At 69.0% G+C, this 18,514-nt stretch carries 14 protein-coding genes; 5 read left to right on the plus strand and 9 right to left on the minus strand.

The genetic code is table 11. The features are described 5' to 3' along the window. Positions 1 to 23 precede the first annotated feature (23 nt). Positions 24 to 1,058, plus strand: coding sequence for an ATP-dependent DNA ligase (locus V2S05_RS10820; protein ID WP_413635307.1), 1,035 nt, complete (start codon positions 24 to 26; stop codon positions 1,056 to 1,058). A gap of 37 nt (positions 1,059 to 1,095) precedes the next feature. Here the strand turns inward: V2S05_RS10820 and ligD are convergent, their stop codons facing one another. The 3 genes from ligD to V2S05_RS10835 form a co-directional block, all read right to left on the minus strand. Then, on the minus strand, positions 1,096 to 2,157 hold the full coding sequence (gene ligD, locus V2S05_RS10825; protein WP_413635308.1) for a non-homologous end-joining DNA ligase: 1,062 nt from the start codon (positions 2,155 to 2,157) through the stop codon (positions 1,096 to 1,098). Positions 2,158 to 2,312: 155 nt separating this feature from the next. After that, positions 2,313 to 3,461 (minus strand): SseB family protein, encoded by a 1,149-nt coding sequence (locus V2S05_RS10830; RefSeq protein WP_413635309.1) that lies wholly within the window; start codon positions 3,459 to 3,461, stop codon positions 2,313 to 2,315. Positions 3,462 to 3,524: 63 nt separating this feature from the next. Then, entirely contained in the window at positions 3,525 to 6,011 is a 2,487-nt protein-coding gene (locus V2S05_RS10835) for an ATP-dependent helicase (RefSeq protein ID WP_413635310.1), read from the minus strand. 71 nt (positions 6,012 to 6,082) lie between these two features. Between V2S05_RS10835 and V2S05_RS10840 the strand changes: the two genes are divergently transcribed. Next, positions 6,083 to 6,481, plus strand: a complete 399-nt coding sequence (locus V2S05_RS10840) for a pyridoxamine 5'-phosphate oxidase family protein (protein ID WP_271638372.1) — start codon at positions 6,083 to 6,085, stop codon at positions 6,479 to 6,481. Between the two features lie 42 nt (positions 6,482 to 6,523). Here the strand turns inward: V2S05_RS10840 and V2S05_RS10845 are convergent, their stop codons facing one another. Both V2S05_RS10845 and V2S05_RS10850 read right to left on the minus strand, forming a co-directional pair. Next, positions 6,524 to 7,543, minus strand: a complete 1,020-nt coding sequence (locus tag V2S05_RS10845; protein WP_413635312.1) for an ABC transporter permease — start codon at positions 7,541 to 7,543, stop codon at positions 6,524 to 6,526. Next, positions 7,540 to 8,598: an ABC transporter ATP-binding protein gene (locus V2S05_RS10850; RefSeq protein ID WP_413635313.1), complete on the minus strand. Its 1,059-nt coding sequence runs from the start codon at positions 8,596 to 8,598 to the stop codon at positions 7,540 to 7,542. The genes V2S05_RS10845 and V2S05_RS10850 overlap by 4 nt, the downstream gene beginning before the upstream one ends. Positions 8,599 to 8,716: 118 nt before the next feature. Here V2S05_RS10850 and V2S05_RS10855 point away from each other — a divergent pair, with 118 nt between their 5' ends. Next, on the plus strand, positions 8,717 to 9,109 hold the full coding sequence (locus tag V2S05_RS10855; protein ID WP_271638375.1) for a YccF domain-containing protein: 393 nt from the start codon (positions 8,717 to 8,719) through the stop codon (positions 9,107 to 9,109). Here V2S05_RS10855 and V2S05_RS10860 read toward each other — a convergent pair. Further along, positions 9,099 to 10,100 (minus strand): glycerophosphodiester phosphodiesterase family protein, encoded by a 1,002-nt coding sequence (locus V2S05_RS10860; RefSeq protein ID WP_413635314.1) that lies wholly within the window; start codon positions 10,098 to 10,100, stop codon positions 9,099 to 9,101. The two genes, V2S05_RS10855 and V2S05_RS10860, sit on opposite strands and share 11 nt — an antisense overlap. A gap of 87 nt (positions 10,101 to 10,187) precedes the next feature. Between V2S05_RS10860 and V2S05_RS10865 the strand changes: the two genes are divergently transcribed. Beyond that, positions 10,188 to 11,120 (plus strand): Bax inhibitor-1/YccA family membrane protein, encoded by a 933-nt coding sequence (locus V2S05_RS10865; RefSeq protein WP_413635316.1) that lies wholly within the window; start codon positions 10,188 to 10,190, stop codon positions 11,118 to 11,120. 175 nt (positions 11,121 to 11,295) lie between these two features. After that, a complete protein-coding gene (locus tag V2S05_RS10870) occupies positions 11,296 to 11,568 on the plus strand; it encodes a GlsB/YeaQ/YmgE family stress response membrane protein (RefSeq protein WP_101187418.1) in 273 nt (90 codons plus the stop codon). Between the two features lie 140 nt (positions 11,569 to 11,708). Here V2S05_RS10870 and guaA read toward each other — a convergent pair whose 3' ends face one another. The 3 genes from guaA to V2S05_RS10885 all read right to left on the minus strand — a co-directional run bounded on the left by guaA (position 11,709) and on the right by V2S05_RS10885 (position 18,468). Further along, complete coding sequence (gene guaA / locus V2S05_RS10875) at positions 11,709 to 13,295, minus strand: glutamine-hydrolyzing GMP synthase (protein ID WP_413635317.1); 1,587 nt, start codon at positions 13,293 to 13,295, stop codon at positions 11,709 to 11,711. Then, positions 13,292 to 13,774: a DUF3817 domain-containing protein gene (locus V2S05_RS10880; RefSeq protein ID WP_271638380.1), complete on the minus strand. Its 483-nt coding sequence runs from the start codon at positions 13,772 to 13,774 to the stop codon at positions 13,292 to 13,294. Before V2S05_RS10880 ends, guaA begins: the two co-directional genes overlap by 4 nt. An 80-nt stretch (positions 13,775 to 13,854) precedes the next feature. Further along, positions 13,855 to 18,468 (minus strand): ExeM/NucH family extracellular endonuclease, encoded by a 4,614-nt coding sequence (locus tag V2S05_RS10885; RefSeq protein ID WP_413635319.1) that lies wholly within the window; start codon positions 18,466 to 18,468, stop codon positions 13,855 to 13,857. Between the last annotated feature and the right edge of the window lie 46 nt (positions 18,469 to 18,514).

Here is an 18,514-nt window from a genome sequence, read left to right on the forward strand (position 1 = left end):
ATCCGACCCGGAAGGACCGGCGCATGTACGACATTCCCGCCCCGATGCTGGCCAAGGCCGCGGCATCCGTCCCCGACCCGGTGAAGAGGCCGATGCTGTACGAACCGAAGTGGGACGGCTTCCGCGGGCTCGTCGCGTGGGACGGCGAGACGCTCGAGATCGGCTCGCGCGGGGCCAAGCCGCTGACGCGCTACTTCCCCGAGCTGGTCGAGCAGCTCGCCGGCATCCTGCCCGGTCCATGCCTGCTCGACGGCGAGATCGTGGTCGCGACCGGGCCCGCCGGTGCGCAGCGTCTCGACTGGGAGGCGCTCAGCCAGCGCATCCACCCGGCCGCGTCGCGCGTCGCGAAGCTGGCCGCCGAGACCCCGGCGATGTTCATCGCCTTCGACCTGCTCGCCGAGGGCGAGGAGGATCTGCAGCAGCATCCGTTCCGAGAGCGACGGACGCGACTCGAGCGGATGCTGGCGGATGCCCCGCATCCGCTGCACCTGACCCGTGCGACGGAAGACCCGGAGCTCGCCCGCCGCTGGCTGGCGGAGTTCGAGGGCGCGGGGTTGGACGGCGTCGTCGCGAAGCCGCTCGACGACCCGTACGCGCCAGGCAAGCGCGCGCTGATCAAGATCAAGCACGCTCGCAGCGCCGATGTCGTCGCGCTCGGCTATCGCGTGCACAAGAGCGGGACGGGGGTCGGGTCGCTGCTCGTCGGACTGTACGACGATGCGGGTGCGCTGCGGCAGGTCGGGGGCGTCGCCGCCTGGACGGATGCCATGCGCCGGGCGCTCGTCGATGAGCTCGCGCCGCTGGTCGTCCGTGACGAGGCGGGCGACGCGGTGACGGGCGAGAGCGAGAGGTCGCGGTTCACCGGCGCGAAGGACATGACGTTCGTGCGCTTGCGCCCGGAGCTCGTGCTCGAGGTGCGCTACGACCAGCTCGAGGGCGACCGTTTCCGGCACACCGTACAGTTCGACCGCTGGCGTCCCGACCGCGACGCCCGTTCGTGCACGTACGACCAGCTCGAGACGGTCGCCGGATACGACCTGGCCGACGTGCTCGAGTAGCCCGGACGACGGCTCTGCGCGGCGGCGGCGACCGCCCTCAGTCGTCGACCCGCTCGCCGTTCTCGTCCCAGTTCTCGGCGACCTTCTTGCTGGGCTGCACGCGCGGCGGCTCACCGGGCATCTTGGGGAACTCCGGTGGGAACGGCAGCTCGCCGAGCCCGTTCTCGACGTCGCGCTCCCACCAGGCGAGCAGCGTGTCGATCCGGCCGGGCGAATCCTGCATGCCGGACCACGGGTCTCCGACCTCGGCGAGCCGGGCGGGCACCGTGCGCACCGTGAACCGCGCGGGGTCGAGGTCGTCGAGCTCCTCCCAGTGGATCGGGGTCGACACGGGTGCGTTGGGCCTGGCCCGCGGGCTGTAGGCACCGGCGATGGTGCGGTCGCGGTTGGCCTGGTTGAAGTCGACGAAGATCCGCTCTCCGCGTTCCTCCTTCCACCAGTTCGTCGTGACCCGATCGGGCATCCGGCGTTCGAGCTCGCGCCCTGCGGCGATCACCGCGTGGCGCACGGTGAGGAACTCCCACTCGGGCACGATCGGGCTGAACACGTGCAGTCCGCGGTTGCCGCTGGTCTTGATGAACGGATCGAGCCCGGCTTCGCGCAGCACCTCGCGCAGTTCGATCGCGGCCGGGATCGCCTGCTCGATGCCGGTGCCCGGCTGCGGGTCGAGGTCGATGCGCAGCTCGACCGGGTTGTCGGTGTTCGACGCCAGAGATGCCCACGGGTGGAAGACGACCGTGTTCATCTGCACCGCCCACACGATCGCGCTCGGTCTGGTGAGCACGAGCTGCGGATGCCGGCGTCCGCTGTTGTAGGTGCACACCACCGACTCGACGTAGTCGGGCGTGCCCTTGGGTGGATTCTTGGAGAAGAACTGCTCGCCGCGGATGCCGTCACGGAACCGTTCGAGCGACACCGGCCGGTGGCCGGTCGAGGTCAGGAAAGCATCCGCCACCTGCTGCACGTAGTCGGCGTACTCGGCCTTGGTGATGCCGCCGCCGTCGTCTGTCGGCCAGACCACCTTGTTCGGACTCGACAGATCGACCACACGCTCGCCGTCGGGGTCCTGCACGGTCAGCTTCACTCGTTCAGAGGCCATGCCCCGAGACTAGGGCGCTCAGCGCGCCGGTCACAGGGGCTTGCGGCCGCCGCGGCCAGTGCCCTCGGACCCGACGTGCTCCGACGGCGCGTCGCCGGAGCACACGCCCGTTCCACACTCTGTCCGAGAACCGCGACCGGCCGGCCCCGGGTCGGTCACTCGTCGTCGATGTCGATCCCGAGCACGAGAACGGCGCTGAGCGCGTCGCGCTCGACGGCGATCGACGGCCCGGCGATGTCGACGAGCACGCCGGCGATGCCGGAGTGCTCGCTGAGGATCTTCGCCAGCTGCTCGGGCTGGAACGGCAGGGGCCGGTCCTTCCGGCCCAGCGCCACGACCTCGAGAGGGTGCGAGAACACCTGCAGGAACCGGCGTCCGTCAGTGGCGTGCGCTTCGGCGATGCCGACGGGCTGCCCGTTCGAGCCGTCATTCACGGCCACCCAGCAGCGGGTGCCGGCCAGCGCCTCAGCCACGCGAACGGCGCTCTGCTCGTCGCGCGGAGCGGCCAGCGCGGTCTTGATCGCCATGTTCTCATCACCCTGCTCGAGCGCCTTCTGCAGCAGCTCGGTGGGGAACACCGCCCGATGCGGTGCCGAGGAGTTGTCGATGATGATGCCGGTGAAGCCGCCTGCGATCACCTGCTGGTAGACCGCTGTCGTCGGCTGGGCGATGGCTGAGGTCGCCGCCGCGTCTTCAGCTCCCTCGATCGACTGCTGCAGGGCGCGGCCAGAGCTGTAGGCGAGCATGAACGATCGGTCGCCGTCGCGGATCACACCCACCGAGAGGGGCTTGCCAGAGCTGATCTGCTCGCGGGCGTCGCCGTTCACCCGCAGGTAGAGGTGCCCCTGCAGCGACTGGCGCATCACACCGATCAGCTGCTCGTTGGTGGCACCCTCCTGCAGCTCGGCGAGGGCCTCGCGCAGCAGGACGTTGTCGTTGAGCCCGTCGACCGTATTGGTCTGCTCGGGGGGCAGGGCAGGCGCGAGCGGAAGCCGCGGCACCGTCTGCTCGGCGGGTGAAGCGGGCTGCTGCTCGCCGGGCAGACCCTGCGCCGACGGCGATGAGGACCGCGCGGGTGCGGTGCGCGGCGGTGCGCTCTGCGACGCGTCTTCCGTGGGCAGGCTCACCTCGGGACCGGCGTCGGCGCCGACACCGCGGAACGCCTGCACCGAGATGCTGACATCCGGCACCGGCTCCGCGGGCACGTCGGTCGCGGGTTCTTCGACGCTTTCGGCCTCGGCGGCGGGGGCAGCCGGGGCGGTCGGCTGGTCGTCGGACTTCTTGCGGCGGGAGAAGAGGGCCATATCAGTCAGCCTAACCGCACGGCGTCCGCGGGAGTCGACGGGCGTCGCGCCGCATCGCGGGCGTCAGAGCTTGCTGATGGGAGCGATCTTGATGAGCAGCTTCTTCTGTCCCGCCGAGTCGAAGCGCACGTGCGCGATGCGCTTGGCGCCCTCGCCGGTCACGGCCTCGATGCGCCCCTCGCCGAAGTCGTCGTGGCGGATCCGGTCGCCCGCCGCCAGCTCGAGATCGCCGTTGTCGCGCACCTTGCCGGTGACCTTGTTCGGGAAGCGGTCCATCGCCGTCGACAGCGGCTTCAGACCGCCGCCCTTGGGCAGCGGCTTCGGCCCGCCGTCGGACAGCCTCGAGAACCCGCTTCCGCCGCCGAAGCCACCTGGGCGCCGCGCGTTCAACGCACGAGACTGCATCCCGCCGCGGGAGTTCACGTCTCCGGGCGACTGGCGCCAGTCGATGAGATCGCCCGGGATCTCCTGCAGGAACCTGCTGGGCATCGCCACCGAGACCTCGCCGAACTGCGCGCGCGTCATCGCCAGAGACAGGTGCAGGCGCTTGCGGGCTCGGGTGATGCCGACGTAGAACAGGCGGCGCTCCTCCTGCGGCCCGCCGGGCTCACCCGCAGAGATGCGATGCGGGATGAGGTCCTCCTCGACACCGGTCACGAAGACCGCGTCATACTCCAGCCCCTTGGCGGTGTGCATCGTCATCATCGACACCGAGCCGGACTCGTCGTCGAGATCGTCGGCGTCGGATACGAGAGCCACCTCGGTGAGGAAGTCGGCGATCGCGCCGTCGGGGTTGTTGCGGGCGAAGTCGCGCGCGACGGCCACGAACTCGTCGAGGTTCTCGAGCCGCGCCTCGTCTTGCGGGTCGCGGCTGACGCGCAGCATCTCGAAGTAGCCGCTGCCGTTGAGCAGCACCGTGAGCCCCTCGGCGACCGAGGTCGCGGGCGGCACCTCGCCGGACGACGGGGTGAGGATCTCGGCTGCCTCGTTCAGCACCGCGTCGAGCTGCGTGATCGCCGCCTGGATGTTCGGTCCCACGCCCAGCAGCGGGGCGTTGCGCAGCGCATCGCGGAAGCTGAGCCCGTTCTCGTCAGCGAAGCGCGCGATCGCGGTCTCGGTGACGTCGCCGATGCCACGCCGTGGTTTGTTCAGGATGCGGCGCACCGCCATCTCGTCGGCCGGGTTCGCCACGGCGACGAGGTACGCGAGGGCGTCTTTGATCTCGGCGCGCTCGTAGAACTTGGTGCCGCCCATGATCTTGTAGGGCACGGCCGAGCGGATGAAGATCTCCTCCAGCGCGCGCGACTGCGAGTTGGTCCGGTAGAAGACGGCCATCTCGGAGTACGGGATGCCCTCGCGGCGCAGCGCCTCGACCTCGTCGGCGACGAACTGGGCCTCATCGTGCTGCGAGTAACCGGTGAAGCCCACGATCTTCTCGCCGGGGCCGCGATCGCTCCACAGGTTCTTCGCCTTGCGATCGAAGTTGTTGCCGATCACGGCGTTCGCCGCCGACAGGATGTTCTGCGTCGACCGGTAGTTCTGCTCGAGCAGCACGACCTTGGCGCCGGGGAAGTCGCGCTCGAATTCGCTGATGTTGCGGATGTCGGCGCCGCGGAAGGCGTAGATGGACTGATCGGAATCGCCGACCACCGTGAGCGACGCCCCCTCGGCATCAGCGGCACTCTGGGCCCCTGAGCGTGTCGAAGGGTCCGGCTCGAAAATCATCATGCCGTTCATCTCGAAGGCATCCGCCTCGGCGCTCGCTCCGGAGACCGGGCGGGTCAGCTCGTGGATCAGCGCGTACTGCGCGTGGTTCGTGTCCTGGTACTCGTCGACGAGGATGTGCCGGAAACGACGGCGGTACACGTCGGCGACGTGGGGGAAGGCGCGGAACAGATAGACGGTCTGGCCGATGAGGTCGTCGAAGTCGAATGCGTTGGCCTTCTGCAGCGCGCGCTGGTAGTCGGCGAAGATGTCGGCGAACTTGCGCTCGGCCGGGTCGCTCAGGTTCGCCTGGCGGGCGAAGCCCTCAGCATCCGTCAGCTCGTTCTTCAGCTTCGAGATGCGCGACTGCACCGCGCCGGGCGTGAGGCCGAACGCATCGGCATCGTGTTCTTTGACGAGCCTCTTCAGCAGCGCACGCGAGTCGCCCGAGTCGTAGATCGTGAACGACTTGGTGAAGCCGAACTGCTCGGCCTCACGCCTCAGGATCCGCACGCAGGCGGAGTGGAACGTCGAGATCCACATGCCGCGAGCCACGTCGCCCACGAGACCCGAGACGCGCTCGCGCATCTCGGCCGCCGCCTTGTTGGTGAACGTGATCGCCAGGATCTGGCTCGGCCACGCCTCACGCTGGCGCAGCAGCAGGGCGATCCGGCGGGTGAGCACGCTCGTCTTCCCCGATCCGGCACCGGCGACGATCAGCAGCGCGCTGCCGCGGTGGGTCACCGCCTCGAGCTGCTGCGGATTGAGCCCGGCGAGCAGCTCGTCGCGGCCGTCGGAGGGGTGGGGGCCGGAGGATGCGGGGACGATGAGAGGGGCGTCGGTCATGGCACTTTGAGTCTATTCGGGGCGTCCGACACCGGGGTACGCTCGGAGCGAGCGGAGAGGACGGTGCCGAGATGATGACCGAGTTGAGCGAGCAGGAGTGCCGGGAGCTGCTCAGGGCGACGACCGTGGGGAGGGTCGGATTCGTGGCGGATGCCCGGGTGCAGATCATTCCGGTGAACTATCTCGTCGACGGCGATGACGTGGTCATCCGAACCGCGCCGTCCGGCCTGCTCAGCGCGTTGACGCAGAGTACCCTCCAGGTGGCCTTCGAGGTGGATCATCATGATGACCTCGCAGGCTCCGGCTGGAGCGTTCTGCTCGGCGGCGCGATCTCGGAGATGACCGACGAAGAGCTGGCGGCCGTGCCGGGCGCCTCGCGGCGCAGCCCCTGGGCAGAGGGCGACAGGTCGCTGCCGCTGCGGTTCACGCCGAGCTCGATCTCCGGCCGACGGGTGCGTCGCGCCCGCTGAGCCGGTCGCTCGGCTCCTCTGATCGGGGCGGCGCGATGACCCTCACGCGATGCGCGTGCCGGGAGGAAGTCGCCGCGCGGGCGTGCGCGTGCGCGACCAGGCGCCGGCGAAGAGACCGCCCGCGATCACCAGCTGGATGCCGAGCCCGACGAACCAGCTCGGTGCGGTGCCGCGCATCTGCTCTTCGGGCGTGGGCGATGTCTGAGGGCCGCCGTCCTCGCACGGATCCCAGCGCTGCGGATCGGGCCGCACCTGCGTCATGCGAACGCCGTACTTCACCTGCCCGAACAGGTCCTGCGGGTAGCCGTCGACGAACGGGGTGGGCGTGGCGTCGGCCAGCACGACGAACGGGTTCGCCGCGAGGAAGCCCCAGACCAGATCGAATCGCGGCTGCTCGTAGGTGTACTCCTGCCACTCGTCGCAGATCGGCTCGCCCGATTCGTCCCACATGCGCTCCTGCTGCGTGAACTCGGTGCGCAGCGCCGCTCCCCCGAGACCGAAGGCGATGAGCGTGCCGATGACCAGTGCCGCGACCACGAGGTAGGTGGCGGCGATCGAGAACAGGGGGCGCGCGATGAGCCCGCTCAGTCCCACGCCCATCGCGGCCACCACGATGGTCTCGGCCAGCAGCACGAGCAGCGAGACGAAGAACATTCCCGGTGTGACGCCGCCGCCGAGCATGCCCGCCGCGAGGAAGGGCACGGCGATGAGCAGGAATGCGCACCCGGTCGCGACCGCGGCCAGCAGCTTGCCCAGCATGATGTCGCCGGTCGTCGCGGCGGTCACCTGGATCGGGGCGAGCGTCGCCGCGTCTCGGTCGCCGTTGATCGCGTTGCCGCTGAGCGTCGGCGACACGAGCACCACGAGCAGCAGCACGAAGTTGACGATGATCGAGAAGACGCCGGCGCCCGGCAGCTCGTTGTTCGAGAAGATCAGGAACGACAGCGCCGTGATGCCCAGCAGCAGCACGACGAAGATGCCCAGCAGCACGTACCAGCCCACGCTGCGCAGCCGCTGCGTCAGCTCGAGCCGGGCGATGGTGAGGATGCGGGATCCGCTCACGACGCGGCTCCTTCCTGCGGGCTGGCCGGCGGCTGCGGTGCAGCCGTCGACCGCGGTGCAGCCGGCGGTGGTGGTGCATCCGGCGACGCCGGTGCAGCCGGCGGTGGCGGTGCAGCCTGCGGCGCCGGTGCAGTCGGCGGGGCCGGTGCAGCCGATCCCGGATGCCGCAGGGCGAGGAAAGACGCCTCCAGCGCACTCTGCGCCGGACCGTACTCCAGAACCGGCACACCGGCAGAGACGAGGGTGCGCAGCGCCTCGACCGCAGCGGTGTCATCGGAGACGAGGAGCAGGGCGTCACCTCGGTCGGCGCCCACCTGATCGCGACGCACGCCGAGCGCGTGCGCCACAGCAGTCGGTGCGTCGCCGACGGCGAGCCGCACCCGATAGGTGCGCGCGGCGGGTGCGGGAGCGGCGGCCACCACCGACCCCGCGACGAGGAACACCGTGTCGTCCACGACCTCTTCGAGCTCTGAGAGCACGTGGCTGGAGATGAGGATTGTCGTCCCCTGTGCCGCGAGGTCGCGCAGCAGCACGCGCAGCTGCACCCGCGCCTCGGGGTCGAGGCCGGATGCCGGCTCGTCGAGCAGCAGCACGCGCGGGCGATGCACGAGAGCGCGTGCGAGCCCGAGCTTCTGCTTCTGCCCGCGCGACAGCACCCGCGCGGGCGAGGCGGCGTGTTCGGCGAGACCCACGAGGGAGAGCAGCTCGTCGGCGCGCGATCGGGCGTCCGCCGCCGGCATGTCGTGCAGCCGCGCTGTCGTCACGATGCTCTCCCGTGCCGTCAGCGACGGCCACGCGCCGAGCGTGTCGGGCATCCAACCCAGCATTCGCCGCACCGCGGCCGGGTCGTCGACCGGGTCGACGCCGTCGATGGTGATGCGACCGGCATCCGGCGCCAGCAGCGACGCGAGCATGAGCAGCAGCGTCGTCTTGCCCGCTCCGTTCGGACCGACCAGCCCCGTGACGCGGCCGGGCAGAGCGCGGAAGGTGGCATCGACCACAGCATCCACCGCCCCGAACGACCGCTTGACCCCCTGCGCGACCACTCCGTCCATGCCCCGAGCCTAGGGCAGAGCCGGCAGCATCAGGCCACCATGCCCCGAGCCTAGGGCAGAGCCGGCAGGATCTGCCCGCCATCGCCCGCACCTTGGGCAGAGGTGACAGAATCAGGCCATGCGCACGATCCTCAACATCATCTGGGTCATCTTCGCCGGTTTCTGGCTGTGGCTGGGGTACATCCTGGCCGGCATCGTGCTGTGCATTCCGATCATCACCATTCCGTGGGCGATCGCGTCGTTCCGCATCGCCGGATACTCGCTGTGGCCGTTCGGACGTCAGGTGGTCGATCACTCCAAGGCGGGGCTCGGATCGATCCTCGGCAACATCGTGTGGGTGATCCTGGCGGGCTGGTGGCTCGCCCTCGGCCACATCCTCTCCGGTATCGCGCTGTGCATCACGATCATCGGCATCCCGATGGGGATCGCCGACTTCAAGCTCGTGCCCGTCTCGCTCATGCCGCTCGGCAAGGAGATCGTGCCCAGCCGGGGCGGGGCGTTCAGGAGCTGAGCGCGGATTCGGCGAAGAACGCAACTCCCAGATCGGGGTGGTCGACGAACACGCCGTCGACACCCGTGTCGGCGATCTCGCGCCACTCCGCCTCGTAGTCGCCGAACGCCGCCTTGCCGCCCTGGGCGCGGAACCGCGGGTCGAGGAAGATGTTCTCGGGGCGGCACGTCCAGGTGAACACCCGCAGACCGCGCGCGTGCGCGTCGGCGACGATCGTGTTCTCCGGCGTCAGCAGCATCTTCTTGCTGACGCTGATGCCGTCGACCGTGCCGGCGAGCTCGTCGAGCCCCGCGGGCGTGACCGCGGAAGCGTAGTCAGGCGCATTCCGGCCCTGGGAGCTGACGAGGTCGAACGGTCTGCCGGCCGATTCGATGAGATAGATGAAGGATGCCGCGATGCCGGTCTTCTGAAGCCGGTGCAGGATCGTCGACTCGAACGACTCGACGATCAGCGGAAGATCGCCGTCGGCCCAGCCACCGGCACGCAGGTCGCGCTCGATGAGGGGCGCGAGGTCGAGTCCGATGCTGTCGAAGTAGGTCGCGTGCTTGATCTCGAGCACGATGCCGATCTCACGTCCGTGCTCCTCCGACCCGGCGCGCACGAGGTCGAGCAGGTCGGGGAGGCGCAGGATGGGCTGCCCGTCATCGAATGTGGCGCTGGAGCGTCGGATCTTCGGCAGCCGCTCGCGGGTGCGCAGGGTCGACAGCTCGGCCCAGGTGAAGTCCTCGGTGAACCAGCCGGTGAGCGAGACTCCGTCGATGCGCTTGGTCGTGCGGCGCCCGGCGAACTCCGGATGATCCGCCACGTCGGTGGTTCCGGAGATCTCGTTCTCGTGCCGCAGCACGAGAACGCCGTCCTTGGTCGCGACGACGTCGGGTTCGACGGCATCCACCCCCATCGCCAGAGCGAGTTCGTACGATGATCGGCTGTGCTCGGGGCGGTAGCCGGGGGCACCCCGATGCCCGATGATCAGCGGTCTTCTCCTGGGCACGCTCACAGCGTAAAGCACCCATTCCATAGGTTGCCGCGAGTATCTTTGAGGAAAGAGATGACCGATCCCTCGGGAGCAGAGGCCACCATGAGCAATTTCGCATTCAACAACCCGGCGTTCCAGCAGCAGGATCCGCGAAATGTCGCGTCCTATCCCGGTTCGTCTCAGGGCACCTACGCGCCGCCGCCCGCGCCGGGCGCAGCCGCCGGCACCGCGTCGTTCCAGCACGCGGGAATGGATGCCGCCGCCAACGCGCAGCTGGAGGGCATGTACACCTCGCCGTCCGCAGGCGCACTCGAGACCGACCGGATGACGGTCGAGGACACGGTCTGGAAGACCGCCGGTCTCTTCGCCATCCTGCTCGTCACCGCCGTCGTCGGCTGGGTGTGGACCGCGACGAGCTTCGTCAACTCCGGCGGCAACGCCGACATGACCCCGTGGCTCGTCGGCGCCCTGGGCGGCTTCGTGCTCGCCATGGTCGTCACGTTCACCTCGCGCAAGAAGGTGCGCCCCGCGCTCATCTGGGCGTACGCGGCGTTCGAGGGTCTGTTCGTCGGCGCCATCTCGGCCTACTTCGAGATCATCTGGCCGGGCGTCGTGATGCAGGCGACCCTCGCGACCATCGCCGTCGTCGGCGTCACTCTCGCGCTCTTCGCCAGCGGCAAGGTGCGCGCCAGCGCGAAGATGACCAAGATCGTCATGATCGCGATGCTGGGTTATCTGGTGTTCTCGGTGCTCAACCTCGTCCTGATGTGGACGGGCGTCCTGCCCGCAGGCCAGGCTTTCGGCCTCTACAGCGCCGAGGTCTTCGGCATCCCGCTCGGCCTCATCATCGGCGTCCTCGTCGTGTTCATGGCCGCCTACTCGCTGGTGATGGATTTCGACCAGATCCAGCAGGGCGTGCGCAACGGCGCTCCCCGCAAGTACGGCTGGCTCGGTGCCTTCGGCATCATGGTGACCGTCGTCTGGCTGTACGTCGAGATCCTGCGCATCCTCGCCATCCTGCGCGGCAACGACTGATCAGCCGCTGTTTCGCGAACGGGCCGCCCTCTTCGGAGGGCGGCCCGTTCCGCATGTCCGACCGCTGTTACCGCATCTGAGGGACGTGCACAAGGGTATGCCATACATTCGTAGCGATCGGGCAGGGTTGATGCATCCGGAAACCCCCGGTATCACTCACAGATCGGAGACAATCATGGGCTTCCTCGCCTTTCTCCTCCTCGGACTCATCGCCGGTGCGATCGCGAAGCTGATCCTCCCTGGCAAGCAGGGCGGCGGCTGGATCGTCACCCTTCTGCTCGGTGTCGTCGGCGCACTGCTCGGCGGCTGGCTCGGCAGCGTCCTGTTCAATGCTCCCCTCGAGGAGTTCTGGAGCCTGCAGACCTGGCTGCTGGCGATCGGCGGCTCGATCATCGTGCTGCTGATCTACGGCCTCATCGTCGGCCGCGGCGACCGTCGCCGCGCCTGACGCCGGTATCAGCGAATACGGCCGCTGCCCTCGGGCAGTGGCCGTATTCGTGCGTACGGGTGCGAGCCGGCCTCGCAGAGAGGACACCGGATCCTGCCGAAGGCGAAACGAAGAAGGGGCCGCTCTCGCGGCCCCTTCTCTCACTCCCACTCGATCGTCGCCGGTGGCTTCGAGGTGACGTCGAGCACGACCCGATTGACCTCACGCACCTCGTTGGTGATGCGGTTCGAGATCTTGGCGAGCACGTCGTAGGGCAGGCGCGTCCAGTCGGCGGTCATGGCGTCTTCACTGGAGACCGGGCGCAGCACGATGGGGTGTCCGTAGGTGCGGCCGTCGCCCTGCACGCCCACCGAGCGCACGTCGGCGAGCAGCACGACGGGGCACTGCCAGATCGTCTGGTCGAGACCCGCCCTGCTGAGCTCCTCGCGGGCGATGGCGTCGGCGTCGCGCAGGATCTCGAGACGCTCGCGGGTCACCTCGCCGATGATCCGGATGCCCAGACCGGGGCCGGGGAACGGCTGGCGGCCGACGATGGCCTCGGGGATGCCGAGTTCGCGTCCGATTGCGCGGACCTCGTCCTTGAACAGTGCGCGCAGCGGTTCGACGAGCTCGAAATCGAGGTCTTCGGGCAGGCCGCCGACGTTGTGGTGCGACTTGATGTTCGCGGTGCCCGCTCCCCCACCCGACTCGACGACGTCGGGGTACAGGGTGCCCTGCACGAGGAACTTCACGGGCGCGCCACCGGTCGCCTTGGCCTCTTCGACGAGGTCGCGCTGCACCTGCTCGAACGCCCGGATGAACTCGCGGCCGATGATCTTGCGCTTGGTCTCGGGGTCGGTGACGCCCTCGAGGTGACCGAGGAACGTGTCGACGGCGTCGACGGTGATCAGGCGCACGCCCGTCGACTCGACGTAATCCTTCTCGACCTGCTCGCGCTCACCCTTGCGCAGCAGTCCGTGGTCGACGAAGACGGCGGTCAGCTGGTCGCCGATGGCCTTGTGCACGAGAGCCGTCGACACGGCGGAGTCGACGCCGCCGGAGAGAGCCGAGATGACGCGCGCGTCACCGACCTGCTCGCGGATGCGCTCGATCTGCTCGGCGATCACGTTGTCGCTGTTCCATTCGGCGGGAAGACCGGCACCGCGGTGCAGGAAGTTCTCGATGATCGCCTGGCCGTGGTCGGAGTGCTTGACCTCGGGGTGCCACTGCACGCCGTAGAGCTTGCGCTCTTCGTTGGCGAAGGCGGCGACCTTCGTCGCCTCGGTGGTGGCGAGCACGTCGAAGCCCTCGGGCGCGCGCGACACCTGGTCGCCGTGGCTCATCCACACGTTCTGCTCGGCCGGCTGACCGGCGAGCAGGGTGCTCTCGGTGGCGGGGATGTGCGCGTCGGTCGCGCCGTACTCACGCAGACCGGTGTGCGCGACCTCACCGCCGAGGGTCTGCGCCATGTACTGGAACCCGTAGCAGATGCCCAGCGTCGGCACGCCGAGGTCGAACACGGCCGGGTCGAGCTGCGGAGCGCCGTCTTCGTACACCGAGGACGGCCCGCCCGACAGGATCAGGGCGACGGGGTTCTTCGCCGCGATCTCCTCGGCGGTGGCCGTGTGCGGCACGATCTCGCTGTACACGCCGGCTTCGCGGACGCGACGGGCGATCAGCTGCGCGTACTGCGCTCCGAAGTCGACGACCAGCGCGGGGCGCTGCTGGGTCTCGGTCTGCTCGGTCAACGGGCACCTTCCGTGGTGGTGGGCGCAGGCGACGCGGCTGACGCCGCGGCCTCGCGCTGGGCGAGATAGGCCTTCACGTCCCGCGCGACGCGCGTCTCCATGAAGAAGGACAGCAGCGGGACGACGCCGCCGAGGGCGAGCAGGATGAAGCGGACGAACGGCCAGCGCATCATGCTCCACATCCGGAAGCAGGCGAAGAGGTAGACGACGTAGAACCAGCCGTGTGCGACCAGGATGCCCTGCGACACGTTGAATCCGTCGCCGGTCGATTCGAGGCCGTCGGCGGTCTCGACGACCTCGGCGAACCAGAGCGGACCGCCGGAGCCGCCGAGGAAGAGTTCGAGGTGGATCGGCGTGTACTTCAGCACCATCTCGGTCACGAGCAGCAGCAGCATGACGCCGGTGATGATCGAGGCGATCTGGTAGAACTTCAGCGCTCCGCGGATCGCCGGGAAGCTGGCGACTCTGGGCTCGGGCATGCCCTCCATTCTAGCCGCCGCGGTGATACGGCGAAGGCCGCCGGACGCATGCCCGGCGGCCCTCGCTGACAGGGTCGTGATCACCAGCGGGTGAGCAGGTCCCAGATCCAGTCGAAGATCTGCTGGATGATGCCGCCCAGACCGCCGGCGCGGTTGACGTGCACCGTGGCGGTGGCCGCGTCGCCGTCTGCCTGCATCACGGCCAGCGTGTACTTGCCCGGCTGGGTGCTCTTCGGCACCCGCACGGTCGTCGAGAACGTCCCGTCGTCTGCGACCTGCACGGTGCCGACCTGCACGGCCTGCCCCTTCTTGGGTCGCAGCTCGACGGTCACGGTCTCACCAGGGGTGAAGCGCTCGCCCGTCACCGCGAGGGTGCCGCCGGCGCTGACCTTCGACGAACCCGTCTGGATGGTGCCCTCGAACGGTCCGGGTTCTGGCTCGTCGGCGGCCACCGTGAACGGCAGCGTCACCGGGGCGCCCACGTTCGGCGTCGCGACGAGCGGGGCACCTGCCGATCCGGCCGGCACGGTGAACTGGATTCTCGCCCGACCGATCTCGTCGGTGGTGCTGACGATGGACGCATCGACCGCGGCCGAGCCCACCGAGACGCCGCCGAGCGACAGATCGACCGTGGTCGGCACCTGCTCGCCCGCGCTGAACGCGAGAGACGACAGCGACACGGTCACCACGTCGCCCGCCTGGTAGCCGTCAGCGCCGGGCGCCGGCGTGATCGAGGCGCCCACGGCACGCTGGTCGAGGTCGGGGCTCGCCGTCTTGTTGGCGTCGAACCAGTCGACCATCGACTGCAGGTCGATCTTGCCGGTGTCCTTCGCGCTCGTGCCCTTCGCCAGGGTGAAGAAGTTGTCTCCACCCGCCGCCAGGAACGAGTTCGCGGCGATCGTGTACGAGGCGGCCGGGTCGAGCGCCGCTCCGTTCAGCGTGATGGACGTGATGCGCTCGCCCTGGGCTGCGGTGGGATCGTAGGTGTACGACAGCCCCTCCGACACCCCGAGCTTGAGGAACGGACGACTCGCGCCCGCCGGCTGCCATTGCTCTTCAAGCACTGCCTTCAGCTGCGCGCCGGTGAGCTGCGTGGTGACCAGCGTGTTGGCGAACGGCTGCACCGTCGCCGCCTCGCGGTACGTCACGTTGCCGTCGGGATCGTTCGCGTTCGACGAGGCGTAGGTGAGGTTGGCGCGGATGCCGCCCGGGTTCATCAGCGCCACGTCGGCGCCGGTGGCCCACTTCTGCACGTCGGCGACGAAGTTGCCGATGGTCGACTCGCCTCCGCGGTTCTCGGTGCCGTCGGCCTGTCGAGCGCGGTTGAAGTCGGCCGTGATGTCGCCGACCTTGACGGCGCCGAGCACGTCGGCCTCCTTCTTGGCGGCGTCGACGATGGCCTGCACCTCGGCGACCGGCTGGTAGTTGCCAGCCAGCGGACGGATCTGGTTGGTGATCGAGATCAGCTCGTTCTTCTTCGGGTCGACCTGCAGGTTCATCACGCCCATGTTCTCGCCGTACTGACCCGCCGACACGACCGGGCGGCCGTCGATGACGTGGTTGTAGGCGAGGTGGGTGTGGGCCGAGACGATCGCGTTCACGTCGTCGTCGACGCCGTAGACGATCTGACCCAGCGCCGACTCGGGGGTGATGCTGTCGACCGAGACCGTGGTCGCTCCCTCGTGCACCAGCAGGATGATCACGTCGGCTTCGCCGTTGGCGTCGTCGCCGTCGCGGAGGTTCGCCGCCGCCTCGTTCACCGAGTCGACGATGTCGCGCACCTCGAGATCGGCGATGCCGGCCGGAGACACGAGCGAGTCGAGCTCTTCGGTCACCGCGCCGACGAAGCCGACGCGCACCCCGTCGACCTCCTTCACCCACGACGGGGCGAGGGCGGTCTGGTCGGCGCCCTTGAGGAACACGTTCGACGAGATGTACTCCCAGTCGGCCCGCTCCTGCACGCGGTCGCGCAGGTCGGCCCAGCCCTGGTCGAACTCGTGGTTGCCGGCGGCGCTGACCTCGAGGCCGGCGGCGTTGAGGGCGTCGATCGCCGGGTTGTCGTCCTGGATGAACGAGGTGAACGTCGACGCGCCGATCAGGTCGCCGGCCGCGGCGAAGATCGTGTTCGGGTTGGCTTCGCGCACCGACTTCACCGCACCGGCCAGCACTGCTGCACCGGCTGCCTTGCCATCGGCCTCGATGCGACCGTGGAAGTCGTTGATCGTGGCGATGTCGATGCTCACCGGCGGCTCGGTCGCCGAGACGCCGACGAGGATCGGGTCGTGGTCGCTCGAGCGGTAGGGGGTGCCCGTCTCGGTGGCGCCGTAGGCGTAGCCGCGGTCGCTCCACTCGGGCGAGTTGATGGTCCACGCGTCGGCCCCGGTGATCGACCTGGCCAGTGACGGCGAGGCGATCACGTGGTCGAGCGAGCCCAGCTCGCCGTCGAACGTGTAGGTGTAGCTGCCCGGCGAGTGCGCGGGCACCGTGTCGACCCAGCCCTTCGACGTGAACACGTCGATCGGGTCCTCATGGCCGTAGGCGTTGAAGTCGCCGATCAGCAGCATGTCGTCGCCGTTGGTCTTCTTCAGCCGGTCGGTGAACGACAGCAGCGACTGCGCCTGCTTCACCCGGTCGGCGTTGAAGAAGCCCTGCCCGTCGGCCGGCTGCGTGCCGCTGCCCGACTTCGACTTGAAGTGGTTGGCGATCACCGTGACCGTGCGGCCGTCGGCGTCGAAGGCCTGGGCGATCGGCTCGCGGGCGTTGCCCCACACCGTCTCGTCGTCGATGGTCTGCGCGTCGCCGACGGGCTTCACCTCCTTGGCCTTGTAGATGATCGCGTTCGTGATGAAGTCGGTGGTCGCCGCATTCTGCAGCGACTTCGGCGTGGGCACGTACGCCCACACGTCGTTGCCGGCTTCGGCGTTCAGCCCGTCGACGAGGTCGGCGAGCGCGGTGTCGGCGGGCTCGCCCAGCTTCACCGAGTTCTCGATCTCCATGAGCGAGACGACGTCGGCATCCAGTGTGTTGATCGCCGAGACGATCTTCGACTTCTGGATGGCGAACTCCGCCGCGGTCTTCGCCCCGCGGGCATCGGGGTTCTGGCTGGTCAGCGTCGTGAAGTAGTTGTAGACGTTGAACGAGGCGATCTTCACATCGCCGCCCACCGAGGGCACCTCGGGGCGCGGATTCTTCGACGTGAAGCCGAACTTCTCGGCATCCGGCGACGCGCTGTCGAGCGGCTTCACCGGCTGCAGGCGCCAGTCGTCGAAGCCGTACTGCAGCACGAGTCCCTTTCCGCCGAAGTCGACTGCGTCGCCGTTTCGCACGACCGCGTCCTTGGTGAAGTAGGGCTGGTCGTTCAGGTGGTCCTTGTTGCTCACCTGGATGTTGTAGCCGTCGTCGAGCAGGATGCGGTCTGCGCGGTTCGCCGCGGCGATGGCATCCGCCTCGGCGCCGGGCCGCTTCAGCTCGGTGCCCTTGACGTTGAGCTCGCCGGGGTTCAGCCACAGCGTGCCGTAGTTGAACAGCTGGTGGCTGGAGGCGACGAGGTAGTCGCCGGTGGGCAGCACGAGCATGTTCTCGTACGCCTCGCGCGCCGTGCCGACGACGCTCGTCGGCAGCGGGGTGAGGGCGGGCACGCCGACTCCCGCGGTGACGACCGAGACGCCGGATGTCGCTGACGGAGCGATCTGCGTCTGGCCGAAGTACTCGTCGACGACGCCCGTGACCGAGACGAGGTCTCCGATCGCGCCGGGAACGGTCTTCCCGTCGACGAAGACGAAGATGCCGTCGGACGCGTTCGGCGTCATGTCGTCGGCTCCGCCGGATCCGGCGGTCTGGATGACGATTCCCTTGTAACCGCCCGTGCGATGGTCGGCGGTGATGACGCCCTCGACGGTGACGGTCTTGCCCTTGTACGGCGAGACGTCGCCGGTGCCCTGCACGTCGGCGATGCTGACCTTCTCACCAGGCTCCGGCTCGGGGTCCGGGTCGGGCTCGGGCTCCGTGCTGCCGGAGGCGGTGGGGGTGATCGTCGCGGAGAGCGCGAAGTCGGCCCCGTTGTCGTCGGTGTCCTTGCCGTCTGCGCGGTTCAGCGACTTCACGTCGGTGTTGCCGGCCGGGGCGGAGGCGACCGTGCCCTCGAACGTGTTGGAGCCGCCGTAGCCGAGCAGATCGACGATGCCGTCCGCTCCGGCGGCGTTGCCGACCGGCAGGGTGACCGCCTTGGCGCCCTGCACGAGGGCGATCGTGCCGGTGGTGCCGCTGGGGGCGAGGGTGCTGGTCTGGTCAGGTGCGGGCAGGGCGGCACCCGCCGCGCCGTTGCTGCTCGCCTGAACGAGGAAGTAGCCGCCGGCCTTGATGGTGCCGGTGAGCGCGACGACCCCGTGCGATGCACCGGAGCTTCCCGCCGCGCGGTACTGCAGCGACATCCCGTCGAGCACGACGTCCTTGTCGGTCGGGTTGTACAGCTCGATGAACTTGTTCTTGAACGCGGCGCCGGCGCTGCCGCCCGACAGGTAGGCCTCGTTGATCACGACGCCGATGCCGTCGACGTTCGCGAAGGCCGGCGCGGCGATGAGCGAACCCATGCTCATCGTGAACGCCGTGGTCAGCGCGAGCGTCGCGATGCGCCCCCGCCTCCTCTGATGGGCGACCGGAACAGGCGCGTTCCGGTCGGCAGGGGTGTGCATCATGAATGCCGTCTCCTCATTCTGGGTTGGCCGGGGATCTCGTGGATCC

Source organism: Microbacterium sp. OR16, assembly GCF_047306725.1.
GTDB lineage: Bacteria > Actinomycetota > Actinomycetes > Actinomycetales > Microbacteriaceae > Microbacterium.

Bases quoted from the DNA above. Each gene is read 5' to 3' on its own strand.
- V2S05_RS10885 (WP_413635319.1), bottom strand. From the start codon at position 18,468: ATGATGCACACCCCTGCCGACCGGAACGCGCCTGTTCCGGTCGCCCAT.
- V2S05_RS10865 (WP_413635316.1), top strand. From the start codon at position 10,188: ATGAGCAATTTCGCATTCAACAACCCGGCGTTCCAGCAGCAGGATCCG.
- V2S05_RS10855 (WP_271638375.1), top strand. From the start codon at position 8,717: ATGCGCACGATCCTCAACATCATCTGGGTCATCTTCGCCGGTTTCTGG.
- V2S05_RS10880 (WP_271638380.1), bottom strand. From the start codon at position 13,774: ATGCCCGAGCCCAGAGTCGCCAGCTTCCCGGCGATCCGCGGAGCGCTG.
- V2S05_RS10820 (WP_413635307.1), top strand. From the start codon at position 24: ATGTACGACATTCCCGCCCCGATGCTGGCCAAGGCCGCGGCATCCGTC.
- V2S05_RS10830 (WP_413635309.1), bottom strand. From the start codon at position 3,461: ATGGCCCTCTTCTCCCGCCGCAAGAAGTCCGACGACCAGCCGACCGCC.
- V2S05_RS10870 (WP_101187418.1), top strand. From the start codon at position 11,296: ATGGGCTTCCTCGCCTTTCTCCTCCTCGGACTCATCGCCGGTGCGATC.
- ligD (WP_413635308.1), bottom strand. From the start codon at position 2,157: ATGGCCTCTGAACGAGTGAAGCTGACCGTGCAGGACCCCGACGGCGAG.
- V2S05_RS10840 (WP_271638372.1), top strand. From the start codon at position 6,083: ATGATGACCGAGTTGAGCGAGCAGGAGTGCCGGGAGCTGCTCAGGGCG.
- V2S05_RS10835 (WP_413635310.1), bottom strand. From the start codon at position 6,011: ATGACCGACGCCCCTCTCATCGTCCCCGCATCCTCCGGCCCCCACCCC.
- V2S05_RS10850 (WP_413635313.1), bottom strand. From the start codon at position 8,598: ATGGACGGAGTGGTCGCGCAGGGGGTCAAGCGGTCGTTCGGGGCGGTG.